We start from the raw sequence: 24,984 nt of genomic DNA on the forward strand, positions 1-24,984 counted from the left end.
TAACTTCTACTATAGAGAATTGACTACTTGTCCTAATTCTTTTATAGATGGGAATACATAATCTGCTTTGATATCAGAGTCTTCATACATTTTTTTAGTTGTTTCTCCACTTAAAACTAATATTGAAGTTATACCAGCATTTAATCCTGTTTTTATATCTGTATATAATCTATCACCAACCATAGCTACCTCATCCATATTAAGATTATATTTTTCAACTAATGCTTCAATAATATACTTATATGGTTTTCCAACTACTAATGGTCGTTTGCCAGTAGAAGCTTCAATCATTTCTATCATAGAACCTGTGTCTGGCATAAAATTCCCACCTTCAAGTGGACAATTAAAATCTGGATGTGTTGCTATATATTCTACACCATGACGAATAAAATCACATGCAGTCCATATCTTCTCATATGTAAGTGTAGTATCAAAACCCAATACAACAAAATCAGGTTTTTCATTTCTATCTTTAACTAGTTTAAAGCTATTCTGTGCAAATTCCTTTTCTAACAAAGGAGTACCCAGTAAAAAAACTTTAGCTCCATATTTTCTTTTTTTTAAGAAAATTGCTGTAGCTTCCCCAGATGTAAAAATCCTATTTTCATCTACATTACACCCAAGTTTCATTAGTTTCTGTTTGTATGCAATTCTATTTTTAGAAGAATTATTTGTAAGAAATATGAATGTCTTGTTTTTATCTTTAAGAATATCTAAAAATTCTAAAGAACCGTCTATTAAATCATTTCCTAAATAAAAAGTTCCATCCATATCTAAGAGAAAACATTTAATATTTTTCAAATCCACCATTTGTATTCCTCCACTACAAAAAAATTTTCTTAATTTTTAATATATTGTACTCATCTCCATCACCTCAAATTTTCATCTTCTTTATTATAATTACAATATATATTTCTTTTTTTATACTTTTATTACAATTTATTGTATTATATATATTTTAACATAAAATATATTAGTTATTACAAACTAAAAAACCTCACTAAGAATTTCTATTCTAAAATTCTTAGTGAGGTTTTATTTAAGTAAAAAAATTTATCTAAATTTTAAAAGATCTATTTTTGAATAATCGACATTGCCTTTTTCATCAACAATATCTTCATTAGCATGAACATATTCTACTTTCCCTACAAACATTTCATGTGAACCTGTTTTTATAGAATCTACAATAGTACATTCTATGTTTACAGGACAATCTAATAATAATGGAGCATTAACCTTTGTGCCATCTCCTACATTCATTCCTAATTTAGCTAATTTGTCCTCATCTCTACCACTGCGGCTTCCAAGATATGCGTATTGTTCTCTTAATTCTTCTGGAACTAAATTAACAACAAATACTCCTGTTTCTTTAATCATATGGTATGAATAGCGACTAGGAACTATACCTACCATAACCATTGGTGGATCGAAACTACAGTTACACGCATATTCAACAGCTAATGCATTATTCTTTCCTTCTTTATCTCTACACGAGATTAATACATCTGGTGCAGGCTTTAAACAACTTTTAAATTCAGCAGCCTTCTTTTCCATTTAAACCCCTCCATTTACTAAATATTACAAGATTTATTATATCATAACTTTTTAATAAATGACATATACCCAATTAAATAATATTTCTTTTATAATATTATTAGTTGACGTACATATGCATTCTTTTGGTATATGCACGTCAACTAAATAAAAACACATGAGAATTTTAAATAAAAATTCTCATGTGTTTTTATATTATTATTATTTAAAAATTCCAAATGGTTTTCCCACAGGTAAAAATTGTTTTCCAAAGTGGTTATTTAATACTGAAGCAGCTGAGCCATAGAAAGCAGCTATTGATACTAATAATTCTGACACTGCAGCTAATTTATGTGCAGCTTCATGCATAATTCCAAAACTACTTAAAGTTAATCCTATAAGTAGAAGGTCAATTAAGCAGAAAATTATAAATAATACCTTATGTGTCTCCATTGAGCCAATTGTCATGAAAATTGAAAATATTAAATATCCTAGAAAAGCAAATCCTAATTGTTTTACATCATATTTTGATGCTAAAGTTTGTCCAAAAACTCCATTTTGAATCAACCAACAAGATGCTACTCCAAACCAGAAAAATGCATAACCACCAAAAGCTGTTGTTCCAAATGTATTATCTCTTTTTGAATCGTTAATACAAGCAAACAATTGTGCAAATGCACCTAAAAATATTGCCCATGGAATAATAAAGGATACACCTTCTGTCCATCCTAGTTTTTGAGATGATGCAACTAATGTTACCATTGCAAGACCTAATAATCCTAATGCTGATGGATCTGCTGCTGTGATTTTCACATTTTTTGTTTCATTAACATTCATAATATATACGCCATGTAAAGTTTAATTAAATCTAATAATATTCAATAAAAATACTAATTTTAACCTTGTTCCCTATTAAATAGATTGATTTTATAATTTCAAAAACATACTGCTTTTGTTTAAAATAGCACTGTAATAGCATAACATGAAATATAGTTCTTTTAGATGTATACGTTTACTTATTATTTGTACAATTTGATAAAAATTATAGTATTTTATTTGTATTACTAGCTTCATTAACCCTACAGCGCTTTCCACCCCCTTGAATTTTTCTTTTGTTTTTTTCGTATAGTTTTCAATTCTATTGATTTTCTAATACGAATATATGCAAAATAATCTCTTCTTGAATTTATCAGATTTCTATAGCAAAGTCAAGAATTTTGTCGAAAGTTGATATTCCCCCTTCATTTTAAATATTGTAAATTTTTTTACTATATGTTATTTAAATTTATATAAAAATTCCTAAGAATTTTTATTCTACAATTCTTAGGAATTTTCTTTTCAATAATAACTTTATTCATTAATTATCATAGTTCCAACACCTTCATTTGAGAAAAGCTCAAGAAGTATTGAATGAGGTGTTCTACCATCAATAATATGAGTTCTTTTAACTCCTCCCTGTATAGCCTCTACACAGCAATCCACCTTTGGTATCATACCACCATTTATTACTTTGTAATCTATAAGAGCAGGTATATCCTCTAAGTTTAATACTGAAATTAAACTATCCACCTCATTAATATCTCTTAAAATCCCTGGTACATCGGTAAGTAAAATAAGTTTTTCAGCCTTCAGTTTTGCACTGATTTTAGCTGCTGCCAAATCTGCATTAATATTATATACTTCTCCATCCTCTTCCCCTAAAGCTACTGTTGATATTACAGGTATATACCCTCCATCTAAGCTATTTTTAATAATGTCTTCATTAATCTCTGTTATTTCTCCCACATATCCAAGGTCTGCTCCATTTTTTTTCTCAGCTTTTTTTGCCTTTAGCAAATTAGCATCTATCCCGCATATTCCTACTGCATTTCCGCCACTTTTAAGAATTAAAGAAACAATATCTTTATTAACCTTTCCTGCAAGTACCATCTGAACAATTTCAATAGTTTCTTCATCTGTTACTCTTAGGCCATTAACAAATTCGCTCTCTTTTCCTACTCTTTTTAATAATTTATTTATTTCAGGACCTCCACCATGAACAACCACAACTCTAATCCCCACACAGCTTAATAAAATAATATCATTAATAACTGCTTTTTTTAGTTCTTCATTTATCATTGCATTACCACCATATTTAATAACAATAGTTTTGCCAGTATACTTTTGAATATATGGTAATGCTTGAATAAGTGTTTTTGCTTTTTCCATACTCGTACTCTCATATTTTTTAAACATTTAATAGCCCCCCATTATTCTTTAATACATGAAATTTATTCAGACTCTTTAATATAATAAACATTTCTCTAATTAAGGAAATTGGATAATTTCGCATTTAAAATTTTTAATTATGTAATTTCATCAATTAAAAATATAGTAATTTAAAAGTCAAAATTATTTTAAAACATATCCACAATATAACAGTTTGAATTGACTAATAATTATTCATTTATTTGTATAATTATTAGTTTTATATAATATATAATACCATAAATCAATGGTATGTAAAGAATAAACATACCGTATTTTTATTTTCAACTAAGTTCAAAATATCATATATGATAACTAATTTGTTTCATTCACATTAACGCTTTAAATATTCCAAATTTTTTATTATTAAACTTTTTTCCAAAAATATCGATAAATATATGATGTAATTTACATAAATAAAAATTCACAACTGAATGGAGATGATTATTTTTTATGAAATATCTACATATAAATTCAAAACATATAGTAATAAAACACCTTTTATCTGGAGTATTGTTTGGATTTTTATTTCCTATATGTGCACATATTTTCGAAATAAAAAGATTAGACTTAAAATTTACAATGAAAAGCTTAAATTATATACACACAAATAATAAATTGCTATTTATGATAGATACGGCTCCATTTTTTTTAGGTATGTTTGCATTAGTTGCTGGAATTATTAGAGATAAATTGGAAATAACTAATGCTAAATTAGAAGAGCAGGTTATAGTAGATGATTTAACAGGACTTTATAATAGACGCTATGTAAGAAAAAACTTTAAAAAATTCATAGAAAATGCACAAATAAATGGAACAAAAATATCTTTGATATGTATTGATTTTGATAGATTTAAAATGTTTAATGATACTTTAGGACATGATTTTGGTGATAATTTATTAATTTCAGTTTCTAGACGATTTTTAAAAGAGTCAAACAAAGGAGAACATATTATACAACTTGGTGGAGATGTGTTTATGATTATTGTTGAAAATCTACACTCATTATGTGATATCAAAAAAACTGTACAACATTACATTAACCTATTTAAAAAACCAATTATTGTTGACAATAAAGAATATATTATAAACATAAGTACAGGTGTTTCAATCTTTCCTGATCATGGTGAAGATATTAAAACTCTTTTTAAGCATACTGATATTGCAATGTATAATAATAAAAATAATAAAAAAATGGAATATGAAATTTTCAACTATAATATGATTACAAATCTAAATGAAAATTTTGATATTGAAAACGAACTTCAATATTCTTTGAAAAAAGAAGAACTATTTGTAGTATATCAACCTATTATTGATACAAATACATTAAAACTTCAAGGTGCTGAAGCTCTTTTGAGATGGAATAATTCCAAATTAGGAATGGTATCACCTGCAAAATTTATTCCTGTAGCTGAAAGTACTAATTTAATTATTGATATAGGAAAATGGGTGTTAAAAGAAGCTTGCATTCAAAATAAAGCCTGGCAAGATAAAGGCTATAACCCTATCTTCATTTCGGTGAATATTTCAGTAAATCAATTAAAACATACAAAATTTTATCATACAGTAAAAGAAATTCTTGAAGAAACAAAACTTAATCCAAAATACTTGAAATTAGAAATAACAGAAAGTGGTTCTATGGAAAATTTTGAAGAAATAAAATATATTCTTAAAAAAATAAAAAAACTAAACGTAAAGATTTGTATAGATGATTTTGGTACAGGCTATTCATCTTTAGCTCAATTAAAATCATTATCAATGGATACTTTGAAAATAGATAAATTATTTGTAGACGATTTAAATATAAATATTAGTAGTAACTTAATCACATCCGCAATTGTAGCTATGGCAAAAAAATTAAATTTAAATATAATTGCAGAAGGTGTAGAAACTGTTGAACAGTTTGAATATTTAAAAGAAATTAATTGTGATCAGCTTCAAGGATATTTATTCAGCAAACCTTTAGAAAAAATTTTTTTTGAAAAATTATTTAATAATGAAATCCACATACCATAGATGCTGTAAATTATGTGCAATTATATTCATATACAGTATTATCCTATCATTACAGAATCATTTTTATGTTTTCTAATCTCCGAGTAAATAATTCTATTTTTCCTAATTATTGTAAATTTATTTTAAACACCCTTTCTTTTTTATTACTATTGTTATATAATTATTAATAAATAATGATTATTTATTAGAGAGGGGATACGTTATGAAATTATTAATAAGAGATATTTTCCCAAATATTAAAGTAGAAACTACAAAAGGAAGCATAAATTTGCCTAAAGATTATGAAGGAAAATGGTTCGTTCTTTTTAGCCATCCAGCAGATTTCACTCCAGTTTGCACTACAGAATTTGTTTCGTTTCAAAAGAAAAAGAAACAATTTAATGAATTAGGAGCAGAATTAATTGGGTTAAGCGTAGATAATATAGAATCACATAAAAATTGGATTAAATGGATTAAAGAAAATATACATGTTCAAATAGAATTTCCTATTATAGATGATGAAGATAAAAAAATTTCTGAAAAACTTGGATTAATTCATCCTAACTCAGGAGATGCAGATACTGTAAGAGCAGTTATCATTGTAGACCATGTAGGCAGAGTTAGAACAATTATGGAATATCCTAAAGAAATAGGCAGAAATATTGATGAAATATTAAGAACTGTAAAAGCATTAAAGAATGCTTCTATTAAAAAAGTATTTGCACCAGCAAATTGGCCTAACAATGAAATAATCGGAGATAAAGTATTATTCCATCGTTCCGAAGAAGACAATCCAGCACTCGATAAAGAACGTGGAATCTACAGTTTATCTGATTGGTTTGTATATAAAAATATCGATGAATAAAAAGTTATATTAAAAAATACTCTATAGAGGAAATTTAAAATTATTGATTTTCTCTATAGAGTATTTTATTTAGTATATTTAATTCACAGGTATATCTATAACCTCATTATAAATTTTTTTGTACCTTAATCCTTTGATTTGTAAGTTTAATTCTTTTCCTGTACCTATAAACCTAAGAGTTCTAGTATGACTAGTAGTTTTATCTAACTCTTTATTTTTTTTACTTAAAATAGTTTTCTGTAATTCTACTTTTTTACCGTCCATTATCATATATATCTTTGAAAGAAGTACATCTTCTCTAGTAGTAATAGTTACATATGTTTCTCCTTTTGATTCATATACTTTGTTTATTTCTATTTTTTTTCCTAGAATTTCAATGGTTTTACTGCTGCCATTCTTCTTCAATAGATTCTAATGAAACTATCTTTTTTCTTTTTCTCAAAAGCTTCTTACAGCAATTCACCAAAATAGTTTTGCTCCAACTATAAAATGCATCATTTTTCTTCAATTTGTGTATATTCTCATATAAAATTACTATCATATCCTGCATTGCATCTAATGCAGCTTCTTCATTTTTCATATATACATAAGCAAGTTTGTAATACTCTTGTTTTTTGCTCATAATAAGTTGAATTAATGCTTCTTGATCTCCTTGTTTTGCATTTTTAACTACTTCTCTAGCATCCACATTTTCACCTCTTTCTATATATAAGAGTATTATATATGTAAAAAAGTTCATATTTAAATATGATTTTAAGAATAAAGCACAATATTGCCTTTATGAAAAATATTTATAATTTTCTATATATTATATTTTAAGCTCATTTTTTGAATATATACGAATATTTTGTTATATTTTGTTGAAATATTTCGTACTATATGCTATCATTTACCTCGATAACAAATATAATATTTGCTCTTGTATATTTCTGATAATATGGTTCAGAAGTTTCTACCGAATAGCCGTAAACTATTCTACTATAGGAGATACTATTAAGTTATTATATTTTTTCCCATAATAACTTTTAATATCTCTCCTTTTTATCACTAAGAGTAGACATAATTGAGAGGAGAATAAAACATGAATTTATGGAAAGACATTTTAGCAATCTTGAGCGTACTTCTTAACGGATTGCCTCAAGGACTACTGGCATTATCTTTTGGTTTTGCATCAGTTCCTACCGCATTTGCATTTCTAGTAGGTGCTGTTGGTAACGCAATAACAGGAGGTGTAGCACCTATATCCTTTCAAGCTGAGACAATCACCTTAGCTGGAACTATGGGAGACAACCTTAAAGAAAGGATTTCAATGATTTTTTATGGCGGATGCATAATGGCCTTAATTGGAATATTTGGCTTAATGAGCAAAATCATTGATTCAATTGGTCCTGTTATTACAGCTGGAATGATGGCTGGAGTTGGAATTATGTTAGCTAAAGTTTCTATAGAAATGGCTAAAAAGGACAAAATTGTAGGTTCAGTTTCTATAGCGTCTGGAATAATCACATACATATTTACAAAAGATTTAGTTTATACAATAGGAGTATCAGTAATAATATCAAGTATTGTCTATAACATAGTAAATAAAAATGTTGAATGTACAGTAACAGAAAGAGAAAAAATTAAAATGCAAAAACCTGTATTAAGTGCAAAAATATTAAGAGGTGCTATGAGTATGGTGTGCTTAAACATAGGTGCTAATATAGCATTTGGTAACATCACTGGACAACTCGCAAATCGTAAAGTTAACATAGATAAGCTCTCTATAGTAAGTTCTTTGGCTGATATGAGTTCTTCCCTTTTTGGTGGTGCACCTGTAGAATCAATAATTTCTGCAACAGGTGGGACTAATCATCCTGTAACTAATGGTATTATAATGATGTTAATTATGGCTGCAATCTTATTTGCGGGACTTCTTCCTAAAATAGGTAAATACATTCCTACAGGATCAATAGCAGGATTTCTATTTGTATTAGGTGCATTAGTTACAGTACCTGTAAATGCATCTTTTGCTATTGTTTCTACAGTTCCACATGGTACAGTTATAGGCGGAATTACGATGACTGTAACAGCTATTACAGATCCTTTTATTGGGATGATTGCAGGATTATTAATGAAAATATTATTACCTATAGTAGGATAGAGGAGGACTAATAAATGAATAAAAATTATGAATTAAATATATGTGGTATTAAACGTAATCTTCCAATACTAAAAATAAATGAAGAACTTGAAATTGCTAGTTTTGTGATACTTGGTGATACTGAACTTATATCTAATGTAGCCCCATCTCTAGCAGAAAAGTTGCCAGAAGTTGATGTATTAGTTACAGCAGAAGCTAAGGGAATTCCTTTAGTTTATGAAATTTCAAAGATATTAAATATGAAAGAATTTATTGTTGCAAGAAAAACTATAAAACCTTATATGAAAAATCCTATATGTGATGAAGTGGTTTCTATAACTTCTCAGAAAAAACAACTATTATGTCTTGATGGTATTGATGCAAACAAAATTAAAGGTAAAAAGGTTGCATTAATTGATGATGTAATTAGTACTGGTGAATCATTAAATGCAATAGAACGATTAGTAGAAAAAGCAGGTGGAATCATAACTGCTAAAGCTTCAATTTTAGCAGAAGGCGATGCTGCTGAAAGAGAAGATATAATATTTTTAGAAAAATTGCCTTTATTTCCAATAAACCATTAAAGAAAAAGTTTTTAAAGATTTTCATTTATAATTGTATATTATTTCGTAAACTACACATATTAATATCGTAAGGAACATAACGATTGAGCTAAGATTTATATATGTTCGTAAAATCGGATATATATAGGTCGACCAAAGATTGTATACAGGTTGAGAAGCTCGTATATAGTTAGAGGGAAGATTCTATACGGTGGGGAAAAGCTTTATTACAGTCGAAACCTTGTGTTATTGATTGTAATGAGGTTCCAACTTATGGTATAGGGTCGAGCGAAGATTATGCAGGGTGTTGAAATATTAGAATTTTTATTCTAAATCGGTTCTGTTAAGCCGAGAGGTTTAACAGGGTTGTGTAGATATCTTGTATGGTCGAACGAACCATCTTTATAGGTAGTCACCTGCTATTTCATAGTCGAAAGATTATGATATGGTAATAAGTTATCTATATAGGTGCAAGGTAGATTGTTATGTTCTTTATTTATTTTTTGCAATTTTAATTTTTAATAATTTTGTAACCTTTTAATACTAATTTTAATATACACTGTTTAAGTGAATTTTAATTAATAGCATATTTGGGAGGTATTACTATGAAAAGAAAATTAATAATTGCTATATGTGGATTACTAGCCACAACATCTTTTATAGGATGTAATAAAAAAACTCCAGTTAATAACACAGCTACTTCAGGACAAGCTGTTTCTGATTCATCAAAAACTTCTTTAAAATCAAAAGAAGAACAAAAAGAAATCTTAAATAATTTTGATAAATTAACAAAAGAAAATTCAAATGAACAAGATATAATAAACTACGTTGACCATAACATAGAAGGTTTATCAAAAGAAAATGCTTCTATTTTAATGCTAGGTTTAGAAACTTTTAAGAATGGACATTTAACCCAAGTATATGATAACTGGGCTAAAAATAATATTGATGAAAAAATACGTAAAGAATTTCAATATGATTTTACTATAGATAAAATAAAAGACATTAAAGATAAAGAATTAAAACAATATCTTGAAAGCTTTGTTAATAAAGGCTATAGTATTTTAATGACAGAGGGTATGTATTCTCCAATGCAAGATTATAAATTTTTTAATAAATATAGTAAATATCTAACTGATGATATTAAAAACTATATAGATATTCTATCAACAGAATATGATTCACCAGCTATTTTAGATGCAAACTTAAATATTTCATGGGATGAACTATATAAAAGAGCCGAAAATTGCGAACTTTTCTTGAATACATATAAAGACTCAAAAGCAAGGGTTACTATTGATAATTTATATAATTCTTACATTTCAGCATACTTATTGGGAATAACATATGACCCTCAAAGTAATAAATTATTTGATGAAGTAAAAGAAAGTTACTTAAAAGCAGCTGAGAGTAATTCAGATACTAAAATATCTAACATTGTAAAAGAATATTTAAAAATACTAGAAAAAAATAACTATAAGATAACTGAAGAATCAAATAAATTTATAGAGAACGCTATAAATGATTTAAAGAAATAGATGTACATGCAGAAAACTTATTAAGAATTTAAGTTCCTATTCTTAGTAAGTTTTTTCATTTTTAATTTTAATATAACAATATCAATAATTTAATTAATGGTATAGTAGAATTCTCTCATCAATTAGCTTCATCTTCAGAAGAATTATATGCTACCTCTGAAGAAGTAACCTCTTCTTCAGAAGAAATATCTAAAACCATTAAGAATGCCCATATTTTAAGCCTTCCTAAGAATTTTTATTGCAAAATTCTTAGGAAGGCTTTATAATATCACCCTTTTACATAATAAGAATATAATATACTAGAATAGAAGAATGTATATACATTAAAAAGTATTCTTCTATTAAAATTAATAAATTGAGGTAATTGCATAATTCCAAAATTATATAAATGCATGCAATTTTCTAAATTAAATATATTAAATCATTAAAAATTTAATGATTAATGGAGTGATAAAATGACTAACTCACAAGATTACAAAATAGTGCATAAAAATAATAAATGTAATAACCCTGCTGATAAAAAAGAAATAGAAATAAAAGCTTTTGAGAGACAAGCTGTTGATTATTGCATAGATGGACATCAAATTAACGGTGACTACAAAGATTTTAAAAATTTTAGCTATAATCAATTGAGAACTTTATTAAGTTTAGAACAAATCGATGAATATCCATGTTATTTGATGCATTATTACGGTGAATATAATTTTGAAGATTATTTAAAGGCAGGTTCAGAAAACTTTCTGGAACTTTTAGATTTCTTAAAAAAGAAAAAGTTATATCCTCCTAAGATTATAGAAAAAACATCTGACACTTCTCATTGTAGTGCATGTTCTAGTTTTTCTGCAAGCACTCTAGAAGGTCACAGTATATTTGGAAGAAACTATGATATGACTCATAAAGGAGCTCTTCTTGTTTATACAAATCCACCATGTGCATATGCATCAATATCAATGGTCGATATAAATTATTTAGGTTACTATGGTGATATACTTCCTTCAACGCTATGGCAAAAACGTCATTTGCTTAGCGCACCATATATGCCTTGTGATGGAATGAATGAATGTGGTGTAGCAATTTCACAGTTAGAATTACCCCAAAGTACTCCTACTAAGTTCCAAGGTAAAGTTACACTTTTGATAAACACAGCAGTTCGATTAGTATTAGATTATGCAAAAAATATTGATGAAGCAATTAAACTTCTTAAAGAATTTAACATTACTTTTCCAGAAGATCCAGTTAGAGGTCCAATGTATGTTCATCTTTTAATTTCAGATACTGTAGGTAACTCTGCTATAATAGAGTTTTTAGATGGAGAGATGAAGATTATAAGAAACAATGAACCTTGGCAAGTAGTTACAAACTTTATTATTTATGGATATGAACCTGAAAAAGAAGTATGTGGTGGTGGTTTAGACAGATATGAAATAGCATCAGAAATATTAAGAAGCAAAAATGGTATTGTAACTCTAGATGAAGCTATGGATATATTAAATCGTGTGAAGATGCCTACTTTCAATGGATTTGTCAATAATTTAAATAATGGATGGCATGTTTCTACAACTCAATGGTCTATTGTTTATGATTCAGAAAATGGAGAATTAAACCTTGTACTAAATAGAAAATATGGTAAAGTTATAAAGTTGAATCTTCTTGATAAATTTTTTTCTAAACCTTAACTAAGAATTACCAATTGAGGAAATTGGATAATTGCAAAATCACCTAGCTACATGCAATTTCCTCAATTATATAAATAAAATTTAATTTTACGTGTTCTATACAAGCAGTTAAAAAATTGTAGTTTTACATTAGCAAAACATCATTAACTTGTCAACTAAGAATTTTGCAATATATTCATTTTTATAACTTTACCAAATTTAGTTCCCAATACTAGATTTAAATTTATTTCACTCAAATTATATACACAAGACCAACAGGTTTGGTGTATTTTATTATTTGATGCTATAGATGCCTTAAAATCATTTGCTGTTGGTCCTTTTACACTATTTAATATATTCAAAGCTTCATTTATAGTAACTATTCCATTTTTACTTCGTAAAATATCACAAGCTAATTGATATCTATCAATACCTGTACCTTCTACCCCTTCCCCATGTTTATATTTGTAAATATTAAAATTTGTTACTGCTTGCCATATTTCAGTATCCCTAATAACTTTCATTTCTCCATCTACAAATTCAATAATTGCTGAATCTCCTAGAGCATCAGAGATTAAATAATGAACCTGCACTAATTTACCATTTGCTAATGTAATAGGTTTAATATTGAATTGCTTTAAAAGTTCAATTGCTTCATTTAAATTCTTTGCATAATCTAATACTAATCTAATAGCTGAAGTAAATAAAATAGACACTTTACTTGGGTCTTCTGGTGATCTAGAATAAGGTACTTTTAGCAAAGCCATTGCTACTCCACATTCATTTACACCATCATTTGGAAAATATGGTGTAGTAAGAAGATGTCTCCTATCCCACAAACATGACGGAAGCATTTTTCCATAATAGCCCAAGTTAGGTATAGCTACCATAGATAAAGAGGCATAAGCACATGGTGGATTTGTATAAAGTAGAAGTCCAGATGTGTCCTCCCAATCATGATTAAATCCATATAAATATTCTCCTTCTTCATTCTTTCCATAAAAGCACGTACATCCAGAAGTATATATATTTTTATTTTTTATATATTCAGGTGGATATAAATTTTTTTTATCCAAAAAATTGAATTGTTCTTCAAGGCTACTGGCACCTACTTTTAAAAAATCCTCAAAATAATACCCTCCTTTATACTCTATAAAATAACATGGATAATCATCAATCATTTTCAAGTTCAATAAAGTCTTGAGTTGATTGTAGTTAAAATGAATAAAATCGTTATAATCGCCATCTATATAATGGTTATCTATACAATATCGGACAGGCTTACTCTCAGATATATTTTGATTTTCATAAAAGTTATTTAAATTATTTTCATTGCTCATAATATCTCTCCTGTTTAATTTTACTTAATAGAGAAATTTGCATAATTACAAAATCACAAAGCTGCATGCAGATTTTATTATTCACTGCTTTAAAAATTCCTCTCATATTAAATAATATGTATAATCTTTTTAGTGTGATATGTAAAATGAAACATTTACTACTAGTAAGAATAAAATGTAGTATTAACAAGCTTTCTTTGTTAAAAAATATTAATCCATAATTAGGGTTAATAGATATAACAATAACAAATGTAGTAAATCATAAAAAATTTAATTATTAATGGAGTGTTAAAATGAATAACTCACATGATTACCAAAAAATATATGAAAATAATAACTGTAATAAACCTCACAATAAAGAAGAAATAGAAATAACCCCTTTTGAGAGACAAGCTGTTGATTACTTCATAGATGGACATCAAATTAATGGTGACTACAACGATTTTAAAAATTTTAGCTATAATCAATTGAGAACTTTATTAAGTTTAGAACAAATTGATGAATTTCCATGCTATTTTATGCATTATTACGGTGGATATAATTTTGAAGATTATTTAAAAGTTGGTTCAACAAATATTATGCAACTTTTTGATTTTTTAAAAAAGAAACAACTATATCCTCCAAATTTTTCAAAAAACAACCCTGAGAATTCTTATAAAGGAGCATGTACTAGTTTTTCTGCCATCACTCCCAAAGGACATAGATTACTTGGAAGAAACTACGATTCAGATCGCGGTCCTGCTCTTCTTCTTTGTACAAGTCCACCATGTGCATATTCATCTATATCTATGGTAGATTTAAGCTATTTGAATTATAGTAGAAATATTTTTCCCTATACTTTATGGGAAAGAAGACATTTTCTTAGTTCACCATATTTTACATTTGATGGAATGAATGAATGTGGTGTGGCAATTTCAGTATTTAAATTATCATATAGTACCCCTACTAAATTTCCAGGTAAAATTGCACTTTTAGTAACTTCAGCAATGCGATTAGTACTAGATTATGCAAAAAATGTAGATGAAGCAATTAAGTTGCTTAAACAATTTAATATTAGTTTTGTAACAGATCAAGCAGGAAATCCAATATATGTTCATTTAATAATTTCAGATTCTCTAGGTGACTCTGCTATAATAGAGTTTTTAGATGGCGATATTAAAATTATAAGAAGCAATGAGCGGTGGCAAGTTATAACAAATTTTATTCTTTATGGATATAAACCTGGTGAAGAACTCGATGGTACAGGTTCAGATAGATATAAATTAGCATCAGAAATATTAAGAAGTAAAAATGGTATTGTAACTACAGCTGAAGCTATGGATATACTAAACCGTGTGAAAATGCCTACAGCTGAAGGTATTATTAGTATTTTACAAACAAACTGGTCTGTATTTGCAACAGGATGGTCTGCAGTATATGATTTAGATAATGGAGAATTAAACCTTGTACTAGGCAGAAAATATGATACAGTTAAGAAAATAAATCTTCTTGATAAGTTTTTTTCTAATAAATAAACACAACATTAAAAATCTTCCTAAGAATTTTTATTTCAAAATTATACAAACTAATAACTTAACTTTGGTAAAAAAAATAATCTAAAGCATAGATAAATAATATATTCCGTATAAACCATTTGAACAAACAATTAGTAATTCTTGTCTTAAAAATTTATTATTATATTAAGAGAAACTCATGTTTGATCAATAACAAGTTTGAGTTTTTTAATAATACTAAACTTTTAGGACTTAGAATTACTTTACTAAGTGAAACATTTTATATCAATATATCATTTATCGCAGCGGTTATTTTTTAACTAATAAAGTTGAGTTATCTAATGTTAATTAAATTTATACTATTTGGAGGTAAAAAATGACTGAAAAAGAATTTGAAAAATCTTTATATAACAAAATACCATTAACAAAAGTGATGAACTTTAATGTTTTAGAATTCACACCATATAAAGTAAGGATATCAGCTAAACTTGAACCTAACAAAAACCATATGGGAATAGCCTTTGCTGGAAGTATTAATACATTGATGACTGTTTGTGCATGGTCAATATCATACATAAATATTAAAGAAATTGATGCAAATGCTCGTTTGGTACTTCAAAAAAGCAGCATAAATTATTTAGTCCCAATAAAAAATGATTTTATTGCAGAATGTGTTTTACTCAATGATGAAGATAGAAATAATTTTTTAAAAACTTATAATGAGCACGGGAAAGCCAAATTAAATCTTAAGGTATATTGTTATGACGGTGAAAACTTAGCCGCAAAATTTGAAGGTAAATATGTTGCGTTGAAAAACATTTAATATTTTTATATGCTAAAAATTCACTTAAAATATTTAATTTTTAGAAACATACCCTACATTTATAGTTATATACAATATAATTTAATCATAATTACTATGATAAATTAATTATAATCGCTATCAAGAATTGTCTATTATGAACGAAATATACTACTATGAAGTTGATTATGTTGAAATTTTGCATACTATAAAGACAGGGGGAATACAAGTGAAAAAATTTTTAAATAACTTAACGATAAAATCAAAAATATTAACTATTCCTTTAATAATTATATTTTTGATTGTTACATCGATAACAATTATGACTAATAATTTAGTGAAAAATAAATTGTTATTTCAGATGAAGGAAGATGGAATAAAATTAGCAAATCAGTTATCAAAACAAGCTGAAAATAACGATGCAGCAATAAATACTATAAATAAAAACATAGAAAATAGAATACTATCTTTAGGTGATTTTCTATATGACAAATCTGATACAATAAGTAATGAATATTTAGTTAAACTAGCTAAAACTTTTCAAGTAAATGAGATAAATATTGTAGACGCAAAAGGCAATACAATTTATTGTAATTTACCGGAAATGTCAGGATTTATATATGATAATACTCACCCTGGTTATTGTGTTTTATCTGGACAAAAAACTAAATTTATAGAAGATATAAGAAAAAGCACCGCATCTGATGACTATTATAAATATGGATATATCTCAAGAAAAAATGGTGGGATGATACAGGTAGGAATACTTGCAAATGAAATAAATAAATTAACAAATAGCTTGGAACCTCAAACTTTAGCAGATAAATTAGCTAAAGATAAGGATATCGTTTATGTTGTTTTTATTGATAAAAACTTAAAAGCTGTAGCTCACAGCAATAAAGACAGAATAGGTATAACTCTAACTGATGAAGGTAGTAAAGCTGCTGCTGTAGAGGAAAGGATTTTTAGTAGCGAATTTGATTATAAACCAGATAAGGAAACAGCGGCTATCCATGTTTATGATGTATTAGTTCCTGTTTATAATGAGGGTGTACATATAGGTGCAATGGATATAGGATTGTCTATGGAGCATGTAAATAAAACTATAAGTCAGGTCACAATGCTGATAATAGCTATAGGAATTATTGCTTTGGCAGCTGCAGCAGCATTATTATATTCAATATCAAAAAATATTACAAAACCATTAGGAAATCTTGTTGATATATCTAAACATATAGCAAAAGGTGAATTTGATAATGAGATAGTTATAGAAAGCAAGGACGAAATAGGTATTCTTGCTGCCAGTTTTAGAGAGATGTCAGATAGTTTAAGAAATGCAATTGGAAGCATAAAAGGACAGGCTGTTAAAATAGAAGATATGTCTTCAAACTTAGCAGGTAATTCAGAAGAAATGACATCAGCAAGCAACGAAGTAGCAACTGCTATAGGCGATGTAACAACTGGTGCAGCACAGCAAGCAAGTGATTTAATGGAAGTAGTACATAATATAGAGGATTTAGCATCAGAAATTGATAATATACAAAATAAATTATTATTTGTAAAAAATAATTCAGATGAAACAGAAAACAAAGCAAATATAGGAAAAGAACAAATAGATGTTCTTTTAAAATCTATTCAAGAAGTTAAGGAAGGTTTTGATACAACAACAAATACAATAAACAATTTAAATTCAAGTGTGTCTCAAATTGGTAATATAACTGATGTTATAAATGGAATATCCGAACAGACAAATCTTCTTGCACTTAATGCAGCAATAGAAGCAGCTAGAGCAGGAGAATATGGTAAAGGTTTTGCAGTAGTAGCTGATGAAATTAAAAAGCTTGCTGAACAATCAAAAGAATCAACACAACAAATACAGCATTTAATTGAATCAATAAGTGTTGAAACTGAAGATGTAATAAATACATCTGATAAAGTTAAAGAATTAGTACAAAATCAGGTTAATATAGTTGAAAATAATGTAATGGCTTTTGAAGATATATTAAAATCTATAGCTCAAATAGTACCACTTATTGATGATACATATGTATCTCTTGATAACACCATAAAATCAAAGAATATAGTTTCAGATAAAGCAACATCTGTATCCTCTGTTGCTCAAGAAACATCTGCATCTTCTGAAGAAATTGCTGCATCTTCTGAAGAAATGCTTGCAAATACAGAAGAAGTATCAAGTTTCGCTATGCAGCTTAATGAAGTAGCCGCACAACTTAAAGATGAAACAAATAAATTTAAAGTATAACTAAAAAACATATAATGTTGCAATTACTTAATGCAGCATTATATGTTTTAATTTTATTAAAAATTTAAAATTATAGTCCTAAAGGAGGAATTATGGCATTGTTTGGGCAAGCCTCAAAACATCTTCCACACTCCAAGCACTTAGTACTGTCTATCTTGTAAATACTATCTTCTGATATTGCATTCATAGGACAAGCTGATTTACATATTCCACAAGCTACACATTTCTCATTTATTGAATATCCTGAAGGATTTACAACCGATCCTCCAAAATCAAATCGTTGTCGTTCAATAGGAACTACAGACAAATCAAATATTTCCCCTACACCTCTTATCATACAGAATGCATCTAAAATCTCTCTCTTCTCACCAGGGTAAAGATCATTCATCATTGGGTTGGCTTCAAATATCTTGTCCACATAGCTTCTATCCACAAATTCAATATCTCCAGTAACTCGTACAGTTACATAGTTTTCATCCATACCTACAATTGCAAGATGTGGATTTTCCTTAAGTTGTTTATAATAAGGTTTACCTCTGGCTGTCAAAAAATAGAGTTTATCATCCTCTACCAGCATAACATCAGCAATTCTCACGCATGGTTTCCCATTTTCAACAGTGGCAAAAGCCACTGATTTGATTTTTCTTAAAAAGTTAAAAGCATCTTTCATCGTTTATCTCTCCTTATTTTTCTGTGGAATATTCCACTATTCTTATTTTTTGAAATTTGTTGTAAACAAATTATCATTAATTGTTAACTGTCCCTTGCCAATTGTTAATTGAATAAAACTTTATATTTTAAAGTTTTATTACTATATATAATCGCCTTAAAAAATAAATCCAGCGACTAGAAACATAATCAATGAAATTCCTCCTGATACAAGAGCATATGGTATCTGTGTCTTAAAATGTTCCATTACAGGAATTTCTGCTATCATTGAAGAAAGTATAGTTGAATCGGAAATAGGTGAACAATGATCACCAAATATGGCACTGGATACTACAGCACCTATAGTCAAAGGTATATTAGTTCCTAAGGATGCAGCAACTGGCACAGCTATTGGAAAAATAATACTTACCGTACCAACACTGGTTCCGGTAGAAAAAGATATTATACTCCCTATAATAAACATTAGTGCTGGAACTAAATAATAAGCAACATTCCCATTCATTACTTGTGCAAGATATAATCCTGTACCAAGCTTATTCATGACACTTCCAAGTGTAAAAGCCAATATTAGAATAATGGTAATCTCAAGAAATTTATTCATACCTTTTATGCACCACTTAATATATTCAGCAGGTTTTACATACCCTTGAATCCAATAAAAAATTCCAGTAATAAACAGTGTTATGATTATCCCTTGATAGATAGCAGAAGGTCCATCCCCTTTTGTAATATTGCCTCCACCAGTACTATATAGAAAAAAGATTATGTTCCCAACCAATATAGCTATTGGAAGAATCATATTTACAGCTCTTGGTTTTTTCCCTTGGAGAATTTCATAATGTAACATTTCCGCTGCTGCCTCTGCAATCACATCACTACTATTTTGTGTTCGTTCCTCTGCTTTTTTCATTAGGCTAAAGTCTCTACCTGTAAATATAACTATTCCAACCACAACTACTGCCACAATACTATAGAACTGAAAAGGAATTGCACTGAGAACATACATAAATGGTTCTCCACTTATAATCCCCTTTGAATTTTGTGCAGCAACTTGTGCCATAATAAATGTCCCTGCTGCATTTATTGGGAAAAGCCATGCTATAGGTGATGCAGTTGAATCGCAAATATAAGCAAGTTTCTCTCGTGATACTTTATATTTGTCAAAAAAAGGGCGTGCAACTGTTCCTGATATAACAACTGAACTGGTAGCTTCAACAAACAGAAGAAATCCAATTAGATAAGCTATTAGCTGAGAACCAATTTTTGACTTCACCACTTTTGTCTTCTCTGTTAGGAGGATAACAAGCCCTTGAATTCCTCCTGAAACCTCCAACACATAAACCATTGAACCTATAAGAAGACAAAACAATATTGACTTGCTAGCCCATTCTTCTTTTAAAATGTATACTATTGAGTTAACGCCCTCTGATATCCCTGCTAAAAAATTACCTTTAAGTATTATGCCACCAACTATTATCCCGAAAAACATGGATATTAGTATCTGCCTTGTTACAAAAGCCAATATAATAGCCACAAGTGGTACCAGTAACGAAAGCACTCCGCATTCCATATATATCCTCCTTTTGTTATGTATAAAGCTATTTGTAAATACTTTGACATGCAAGTATTCGTGTAAAAAATTTTATAAATAATCAAAATACTTCTTTATTATTTTATTTTAATATTTATTTGGATATCCAAGTATATTTCTAAAAAAATTTATGGTAAATTATCATAAATTTTTTTTAATACATTTCGAAACACCTGCTTTTCTTCTTCATTTATATCTTTATATTCAATTTCAAAAATCATATTGGATATTCTTATAAAATCCGATTCTAACTCCTTTCCTTTTTGTGTAAGATAGACTAAACTTGATCTGCTATCTTCTGGATTTTTCTTTGTTTCAACATAACCTAACTTCATTAACTTGTTCACTAAAGTTGTAACAGTAGATCTATCTCTATGGATTTGATTAGCAATTTTTGTCATAGTCAACTCTTTATACTTGAATAAAGTTACTAAAATATCACCATGGGATGGTACTACTTCTCTCATTCCGAGCTGTTTCAACTCACTTATTATAAGATTATTTGCTTTTTCTCTAATTCTTCCTATAAGGTAAATAGTATTATCTGCTTTCATATTTCATATTATACTTGGACATCAAAGTATTTGTCAAGTAATAATTGATTAAGATACCTCTGATAAAACGTTAATTTTTTTTTAAAAACAAAGCGAGAATTGAAAATTATAACTTTCAATTCTCGCTTTTAATTGATTTTTAAATTATTTAATTCCTTTAATATTTATATTATTAAATTCAAGTACATCTATACTGCTGCTCTCTGTTTCATTATAGGAAAATGAAACACTATCCCCTTCTTTTGTCAAAGGAAGCTGTGATGAAATAGAAGCAGATACTGTAAATATAGTTTCTGGTTTTTCTTTTATTATAAAATTATAATAAGTTGTACCTTCTACATTGAAAGCTCCTATTCTGCTTATTATTCCCTGAAGTTTTTTCTCTTCTCCTGTAAACTCTAATGTTATATCACCTTTACTTTTCAATGTTTTAACATAGTTTGATTTTGCCTCTTTTATTGTTTCACCAACTCCAACTATGCTATAATCTTCTACACTTACCATTGCATACTGCTTAATTAATCCCTTCTTGTCTTTTAAACTCATGAAATAAGTAGGGATATTTTCAACATTTATTAGCATAGGGAAAGTAGCTTTATATTCAAGATTTTGTACTTTACCTTCTGCAGATTGCATTCCCGCTATTTCTGTGGAACCTGAAACTTTGTAAAAGGTTGAAGTCATTGTTTTTGTATTTGTAAGAACAAATCCTACTATAGCTTCATCTGCTCCAACAGATGTTATTCCTGTATAATAATAGCACTCTCCATCATTGTATACCATATTCATTCCTTTTGTTGAAGTAAGCATGTCCTTTTTACTGAAATTGAAAAATCCATGAACGAGTTCTCCCCACCAGTCAATTCTATCTCTTATAAAGAAATCTGGTGCTACTCTATCTACCCAAGCAGGTATGTTGTTCATATCATATTCATTAATTTCTCCACTTTCAGCATCAACAACTATAACACCAAGTATTTTTTGACCTGAAAACCCTATTGAATTAGTGTATTTTGTAATAACCCAGTATGGTTTACCAGCATCATCTAATTCAAAACTAAAATCTGTAAGTCCCTGTTTTTTTTCTGCCTTCATATATACATGTCTTTTTAAATCTGTACCAAAATAAGCATTTGGCTGATATTTTATTTTCAGTGGCTTATCATTTAATTTATCTACCAATTTTACATCCTTAGTATTAGTAGCACTTACCATAATATATCCTGATGTTCCTTCTTTATTATTCATCCATTTGAATAATCCACTGTGAAGAAGAGGCGCTACCCAATAAAGTTCTCCATTTACATTTTGTTTTGTAAATTCCCCTAAGGTAACCTGACTTCCTAGTCCTACATAAGTTCCCAGCTTCTTATCTCCTAAATTTTGTGCAAGCTGCTGATCAACTATTGGAAGCTGTGTTAAATCAACTGCATCTATTTCGTTTGTAAATTCTTTTTGTTCAACGTTTCCAATTAAATTTCTATATTCATCAGCTCTGAATATAGGTGAATTTACTAATCCATATGCAATAATAACAACTATCAATATTCCTGAAATCATAAAACTTTTTTTTGATTTCTTACCCTCTGTTTTTCTTTGTGAAATTAACGATATTAAGTTCAACACTATGCAGTTAATTACTATAAATAATGTTAATATCAACGTTGTCCCTAGAAATTTCAAATTCAACGGTAATAATAGAAAATAGTTAAGAATAAATAATACTATCGCCGAAACAAGTACTACTATTATTCCTTTATTGCCTTTTTTCATTAGTACACCTCCAAATAATGTTATATCCACCTCTAAATATTATATTTTTTATTATTTAAAGAGTTATTTTATACTATATATTATATTCCTTTTATTTTTAAATGTCAATAAAAAAGTTCCCTCTTATTTATATATAAGAAGGAACTTTTTTATTTGTTATACTTCATTGGACATAATTTCTTTATAATTGCCAATAAATCTATACCATTTCTTTTGGATTGAGATTTATTTGACTTTTTATGATTACTTTTTTTCAACATTACCATTATAATTTCTTTGTTTAATTCTTTAACTGAAACATATCTATTTTTAATATCAATTTGAAAACATTTCTGTATTATTTTTTTTAAATTACTATCTATATTATTACCATAATTTACATCTATGAGAGGTTCAAAAGCTATGGATGTCAACTTTCCTGTCGCCATAAAATACATGAGCATACCAATACTCTGTATAGCTATTTGTATGTTGCATTGTTCTGAATTAACATAGCAATTTGAAGACATATATATAGTATTATTATCAACAGCTTTATCTATTTTTGCAACACCAAAATCACTTAGAATAACATTTCCATTTGAAGTTATAATTATATTATCTGGGTTTAAATTTCTGTATATGATAGAAGGATTTAAGTTGTACAACCAGTCTATAATATTACACATATTTGATGTAATATTACATATATCTTTTGTTTCCAAAAAAACTTTTTCTTTTACATACTTCTCCAGAGTTTGTCCCTCTATATATTCCTGAACTATATAAATATTGTTTTCTCTATAAACCATGTCAAATATCTTTGAAATACTTGGATAATTTAATTTCTGTAATATATTAAATGTTAATAGAATATCTATATTTTTCTTAAAATCTTTTTGTACTTCGTTTATAATACAAAGTCTTTTAAGTCTTATGTCTTTACATAAGTAAACTTTTCCCATATATCCCTTTCGCATCACTTTAATTATTTCATATTTTCCGTCTAAAATATAATTTATGTTAATCATAGTTCACCTCTTTAAATCTTTTGTTACTTAGTATATCTATTTATTGTACGCACATAACCTTTGATTTTAGGGGGTACATGGGAAAGTTCTTAAAATTTTTGTTTTTTATATATTATTATATTTTTAGCAGAGGTTCTTTAGAGAACTTTTCAACTACAGCATCAACATATTTATATGCTCTGCTAATAGCCTCCTCTCTACCAACATCCTGCATATCTACACCTTGAACAAGTATTTTTTCAAATTTATTTACACCTAGAAATTTGAATATATCATGAAAATAATCTACTCCATGGTTGAATTTTCCTCCCAAAAACTTTGGATAAACTCCACCAGAAGATTGAATGTAAACCATGTCTCTTTCTTTATCATCTAAAAGCCCTTTTACCTCATCTTTTGATATCTTGATTACCTTGTTATTTAATATAATACAATCTATGTATCTTTTAAGTCTTGAAGGAAAACTTACACTCCACATCGGTGCAGCAATCACATAAGTATCTGCACTCAAAAACTGATCACAAAGTTGATTTATTCTATCTACTGCTCTTTTATCATTTTCTGATAGGGCATCATATTCAGCACCTGAAACAGTCTCTGCTCTGCATTTGAATATTCTATGGTTTATTTCAGGTATATCTTCATTATAAAGATCAAGTTCCTCTACAACATAATCTTGATTTTTAGCAATAAATCGATTTACAAATTCTCTTCCTACCATTTTACTGGTAGACATTTCTTCTGGTTTTGAATTAACTGGAATATATAATAGTTTTTTCAACTTAACCACCTCCAAGATATTTAGTTATTGAGAAATTTGAATAATTCTAAAATCACACAGCTGCATGCAAATTTTAATTATATAATTTTCTCTATAATTATTTTTAACTTAATGTTTTAATTTATACGAGATATCTTTGGTCAGCTAATATATTAAACTTAATTGTATAATAAAAAAATTGTCTTAA

General features: G+C 27.9%; 22 protein-coding genes and 1 riboswitch. Of the genes, 9 read left to right on the forward strand and 13 right to left on the reverse strand.

All coding sequences use genetic code 11. The annotated features are described in order from the left end of the window. Positions 1-9: 9 nt before the first annotated feature. The 4 genes from OW763_RS01450 to argB form a co-directional block, all read right to left on the reverse strand. A complete protein-coding gene (locus OW763_RS01450; protein WP_268039284.1) occupies positions 10-810 on the reverse strand; it encodes an HAD-IIA family hydrolase in 801 nt (266 codons plus the stop codon). Positions 811-1,053: 243 nt separating this feature from the next. Beyond that, positions 1,054-1,554, reverse strand: coding sequence for a flavin reductase family protein (locus OW763_RS01455; RefSeq protein WP_268039285.1), 501 nt, complete (start codon positions 1,552-1,554; stop codon positions 1,054-1,056). Between the two features lie 201 nt (positions 1,555-1,755). Continuing rightward, on the reverse strand, positions 1,756-2,370 hold the full coding sequence (locus tag OW763_RS01460; RefSeq protein WP_268039286.1) for an acetate uptake transporter: 615 nt from the start codon (positions 2,368-2,370) through the stop codon (positions 1,756-1,758). A 513-nt stretch (positions 2,371-2,883) separates the two neighbouring features. Further along, positions 2,884-3,768, reverse strand: coding sequence for an acetylglutamate kinase (gene argB, locus OW763_RS01465; protein WP_268039287.1), 885 nt, complete (start codon positions 3,766-3,768; stop codon positions 2,884-2,886). 465 nt (positions 3,769-4,233) lie between these two features. On the opposite strand from argB, the gene OW763_RS01470 reads away from it, so the two are divergent. Both OW763_RS01470 and OW763_RS01475 read left to right on the forward strand, forming a co-directional pair. Continuing rightward, positions 4,234-5,799 (forward strand): putative bifunctional diguanylate cyclase/phosphodiesterase, encoded by a 1,566-nt coding sequence (locus OW763_RS01470; RefSeq protein ID WP_268039288.1) that lies wholly within the window; start codon positions 4,234-4,236, stop codon positions 5,797-5,799. A gap of 202 nt (positions 5,800-6,001) precedes the next feature. Next, positions 6,002-6,643: a peroxiredoxin gene (locus tag OW763_RS01475; RefSeq protein WP_268039289.1), complete on the forward strand. Its 642-nt coding sequence runs from the start codon at positions 6,002-6,004 to the stop codon at positions 6,641-6,643. Positions 6,644-6,721: 78 nt separating this feature from the next. On the opposite strand, the gene OW763_RS01480 is transcribed toward OW763_RS01475, so the two are convergent. After that, positions 6,722-7,048, reverse strand: coding sequence for a hypothetical protein (locus tag OW763_RS01480; protein WP_268039290.1), 327 nt, complete (start codon positions 7,046-7,048; stop codon positions 6,722-6,724). Beyond that, positions 7,026-7,331 (reverse strand): RNA polymerase sigma factor, encoded by a 306-nt coding sequence (locus OW763_RS01485; protein WP_472924606.1) that lies wholly within the window; start codon positions 7,329-7,331, stop codon positions 7,026-7,028. The genes OW763_RS01480 and OW763_RS01485 overlap by 23 nt, the downstream gene beginning before the upstream one ends. Before the next feature lie 211 nt (positions 7,332-7,542). After that, a riboswitch (purine riboswitch) is annotated at positions 7,543-7,644 on the forward strand. Between the two features lie 80 nt (positions 7,645-7,724). On the opposite strand from OW763_RS01485, the gene OW763_RS01490 reads away from it, so the two are divergent. The 4 genes from OW763_RS01490 (at position 7,725) to OW763_RS01505 (ending at position 12,542) form a co-directional block, all read left to right on the forward strand. After that, on the forward strand, positions 7,725-8,786 hold the full coding sequence (locus OW763_RS01490) for a solute carrier family 23 protein (protein ID WP_268039291.1): 1,062 nt from the start codon (positions 7,725-7,727) through the stop codon (positions 8,784-8,786). Positions 8,787-8,800: 14 nt separating this feature from the next. After that, on the forward strand, positions 8,801-9,349 hold the full coding sequence (locus tag OW763_RS01495; RefSeq protein WP_268039292.1) for a phosphoribosyltransferase family protein: 549 nt from the start codon (positions 8,801-8,803) through the stop codon (positions 9,347-9,349). A 584-nt stretch (positions 9,350-9,933) separates the two neighbouring features. Beyond that, complete coding sequence (locus OW763_RS01500; protein ID WP_268039293.1) at positions 9,934-10,866, forward strand: hypothetical protein; 933 nt, start codon at positions 9,934-9,936, stop codon at positions 10,864-10,866. Positions 10,867-11,321: 455 nt separating this feature from the next. Next, complete coding sequence (locus OW763_RS01505) at positions 11,322-12,542, forward strand: linear amide C-N hydrolase (RefSeq protein WP_268039294.1); 1,221 nt, start codon at positions 11,322-11,324, stop codon at positions 12,540-12,542. A gap of 155 nt (positions 12,543-12,697) precedes the next feature. On the opposite strand, the gene OW763_RS01510 is transcribed toward OW763_RS01505, so the two are convergent. Further along, complete coding sequence (locus tag OW763_RS01510) at positions 12,698-13,861, reverse strand: linear amide C-N hydrolase (RefSeq protein ID WP_268039295.1); 1,164 nt, start codon at positions 13,859-13,861, stop codon at positions 12,698-12,700. 293 nt (positions 13,862-14,154) lie between these two features. Between OW763_RS01510 and OW763_RS01515 the strand changes: the two genes are divergently transcribed. From OW763_RS01515 to OW763_RS01525, 3 genes are all read left to right on the forward strand, one after another. Next, a complete protein-coding gene (locus OW763_RS01515; protein ID WP_268039296.1) occupies positions 14,155-15,375 on the forward strand; it encodes a linear amide C-N hydrolase in 1,221 nt (406 codons plus the stop codon). 355 nt (positions 15,376-15,730) lie between these two features. Then, a complete protein-coding gene (locus OW763_RS01520) occupies positions 15,731-16,177 on the forward strand; it encodes a YiiD C-terminal domain-containing protein (RefSeq protein WP_268039297.1) in 447 nt (148 codons plus the stop codon). A gap of 208 nt (positions 16,178-16,385) precedes the next feature. Continuing rightward, the gene (locus OW763_RS01525; RefSeq protein ID WP_268039298.1) at positions 16,386-18,419 is read left to right on the forward strand and encodes a methyl-accepting chemotaxis protein; all 2,034 of its coding nucleotides are present in this window, start codon (positions 16,386-16,388) and stop codon (positions 18,417-18,419) included. A 70-nt stretch (positions 18,420-18,489) separates the two neighbouring features. On the opposite strand, the gene OW763_RS01530 is transcribed toward OW763_RS01525, so the two are convergent. The 6 genes from OW763_RS01530 to OW763_RS01555 all read right to left on the reverse strand — a co-directional run bounded on the left by OW763_RS01530 (position 18,490) and on the right by OW763_RS01555 (position 24,797). After that, positions 18,490-19,089 (reverse strand): 4Fe-4S binding protein, encoded by a 600-nt coding sequence (locus OW763_RS01530; RefSeq protein ID WP_268039299.1) that lies wholly within the window; start codon positions 19,087-19,089, stop codon positions 18,490-18,492. 156 nt (positions 19,090-19,245) lie between these two features. After that, positions 19,246-20,658, reverse strand: coding sequence for a Na+/H+ antiporter NhaC family protein (locus OW763_RS01535; protein ID WP_268039300.1), 1,413 nt, complete (start codon positions 20,656-20,658; stop codon positions 19,246-19,248). 149 nt (positions 20,659-20,807) lie between these two features. Continuing rightward, complete coding sequence (locus OW763_RS01540) at positions 20,808-21,233, reverse strand: MarR family winged helix-turn-helix transcriptional regulator (RefSeq protein WP_268039301.1); 426 nt, start codon at positions 21,231-21,233, stop codon at positions 20,808-20,810. A 144-nt stretch (positions 21,234-21,377) separates the two neighbouring features. Continuing rightward, positions 21,378-23,006, reverse strand: coding sequence for a cell shape-determining protein (locus tag OW763_RS01545; RefSeq protein ID WP_268039302.1), 1,629 nt, complete (start codon positions 23,004-23,006; stop codon positions 21,378-21,380). Positions 23,007-23,155: 149 nt separating this feature from the next. Beyond that, a complete protein-coding gene (locus OW763_RS01550; protein WP_268039303.1) occupies positions 23,156-24,016 on the reverse strand; it encodes a protein kinase domain-containing protein in 861 nt (286 codons plus the stop codon). Between the two features lie 115 nt (positions 24,017-24,131). Further along, on the reverse strand, positions 24,132-24,797 hold the full coding sequence (locus tag OW763_RS01555; protein WP_268039304.1) for an FMN-dependent NADH-azoreductase: 666 nt from the start codon (positions 24,795-24,797) through the stop codon (positions 24,132-24,134). Positions 24,798-24,984 lie beyond the last annotated feature (187 nt).

Source organism: Clostridium aestuarii, from assembly GCF_026735135.1.
GTDB classification, from domain to species: Bacteria; Bacillota; Clostridia; order Clostridiales; family Clostridiaceae; genus Clostridium_H; species Clostridium_H aestuarii.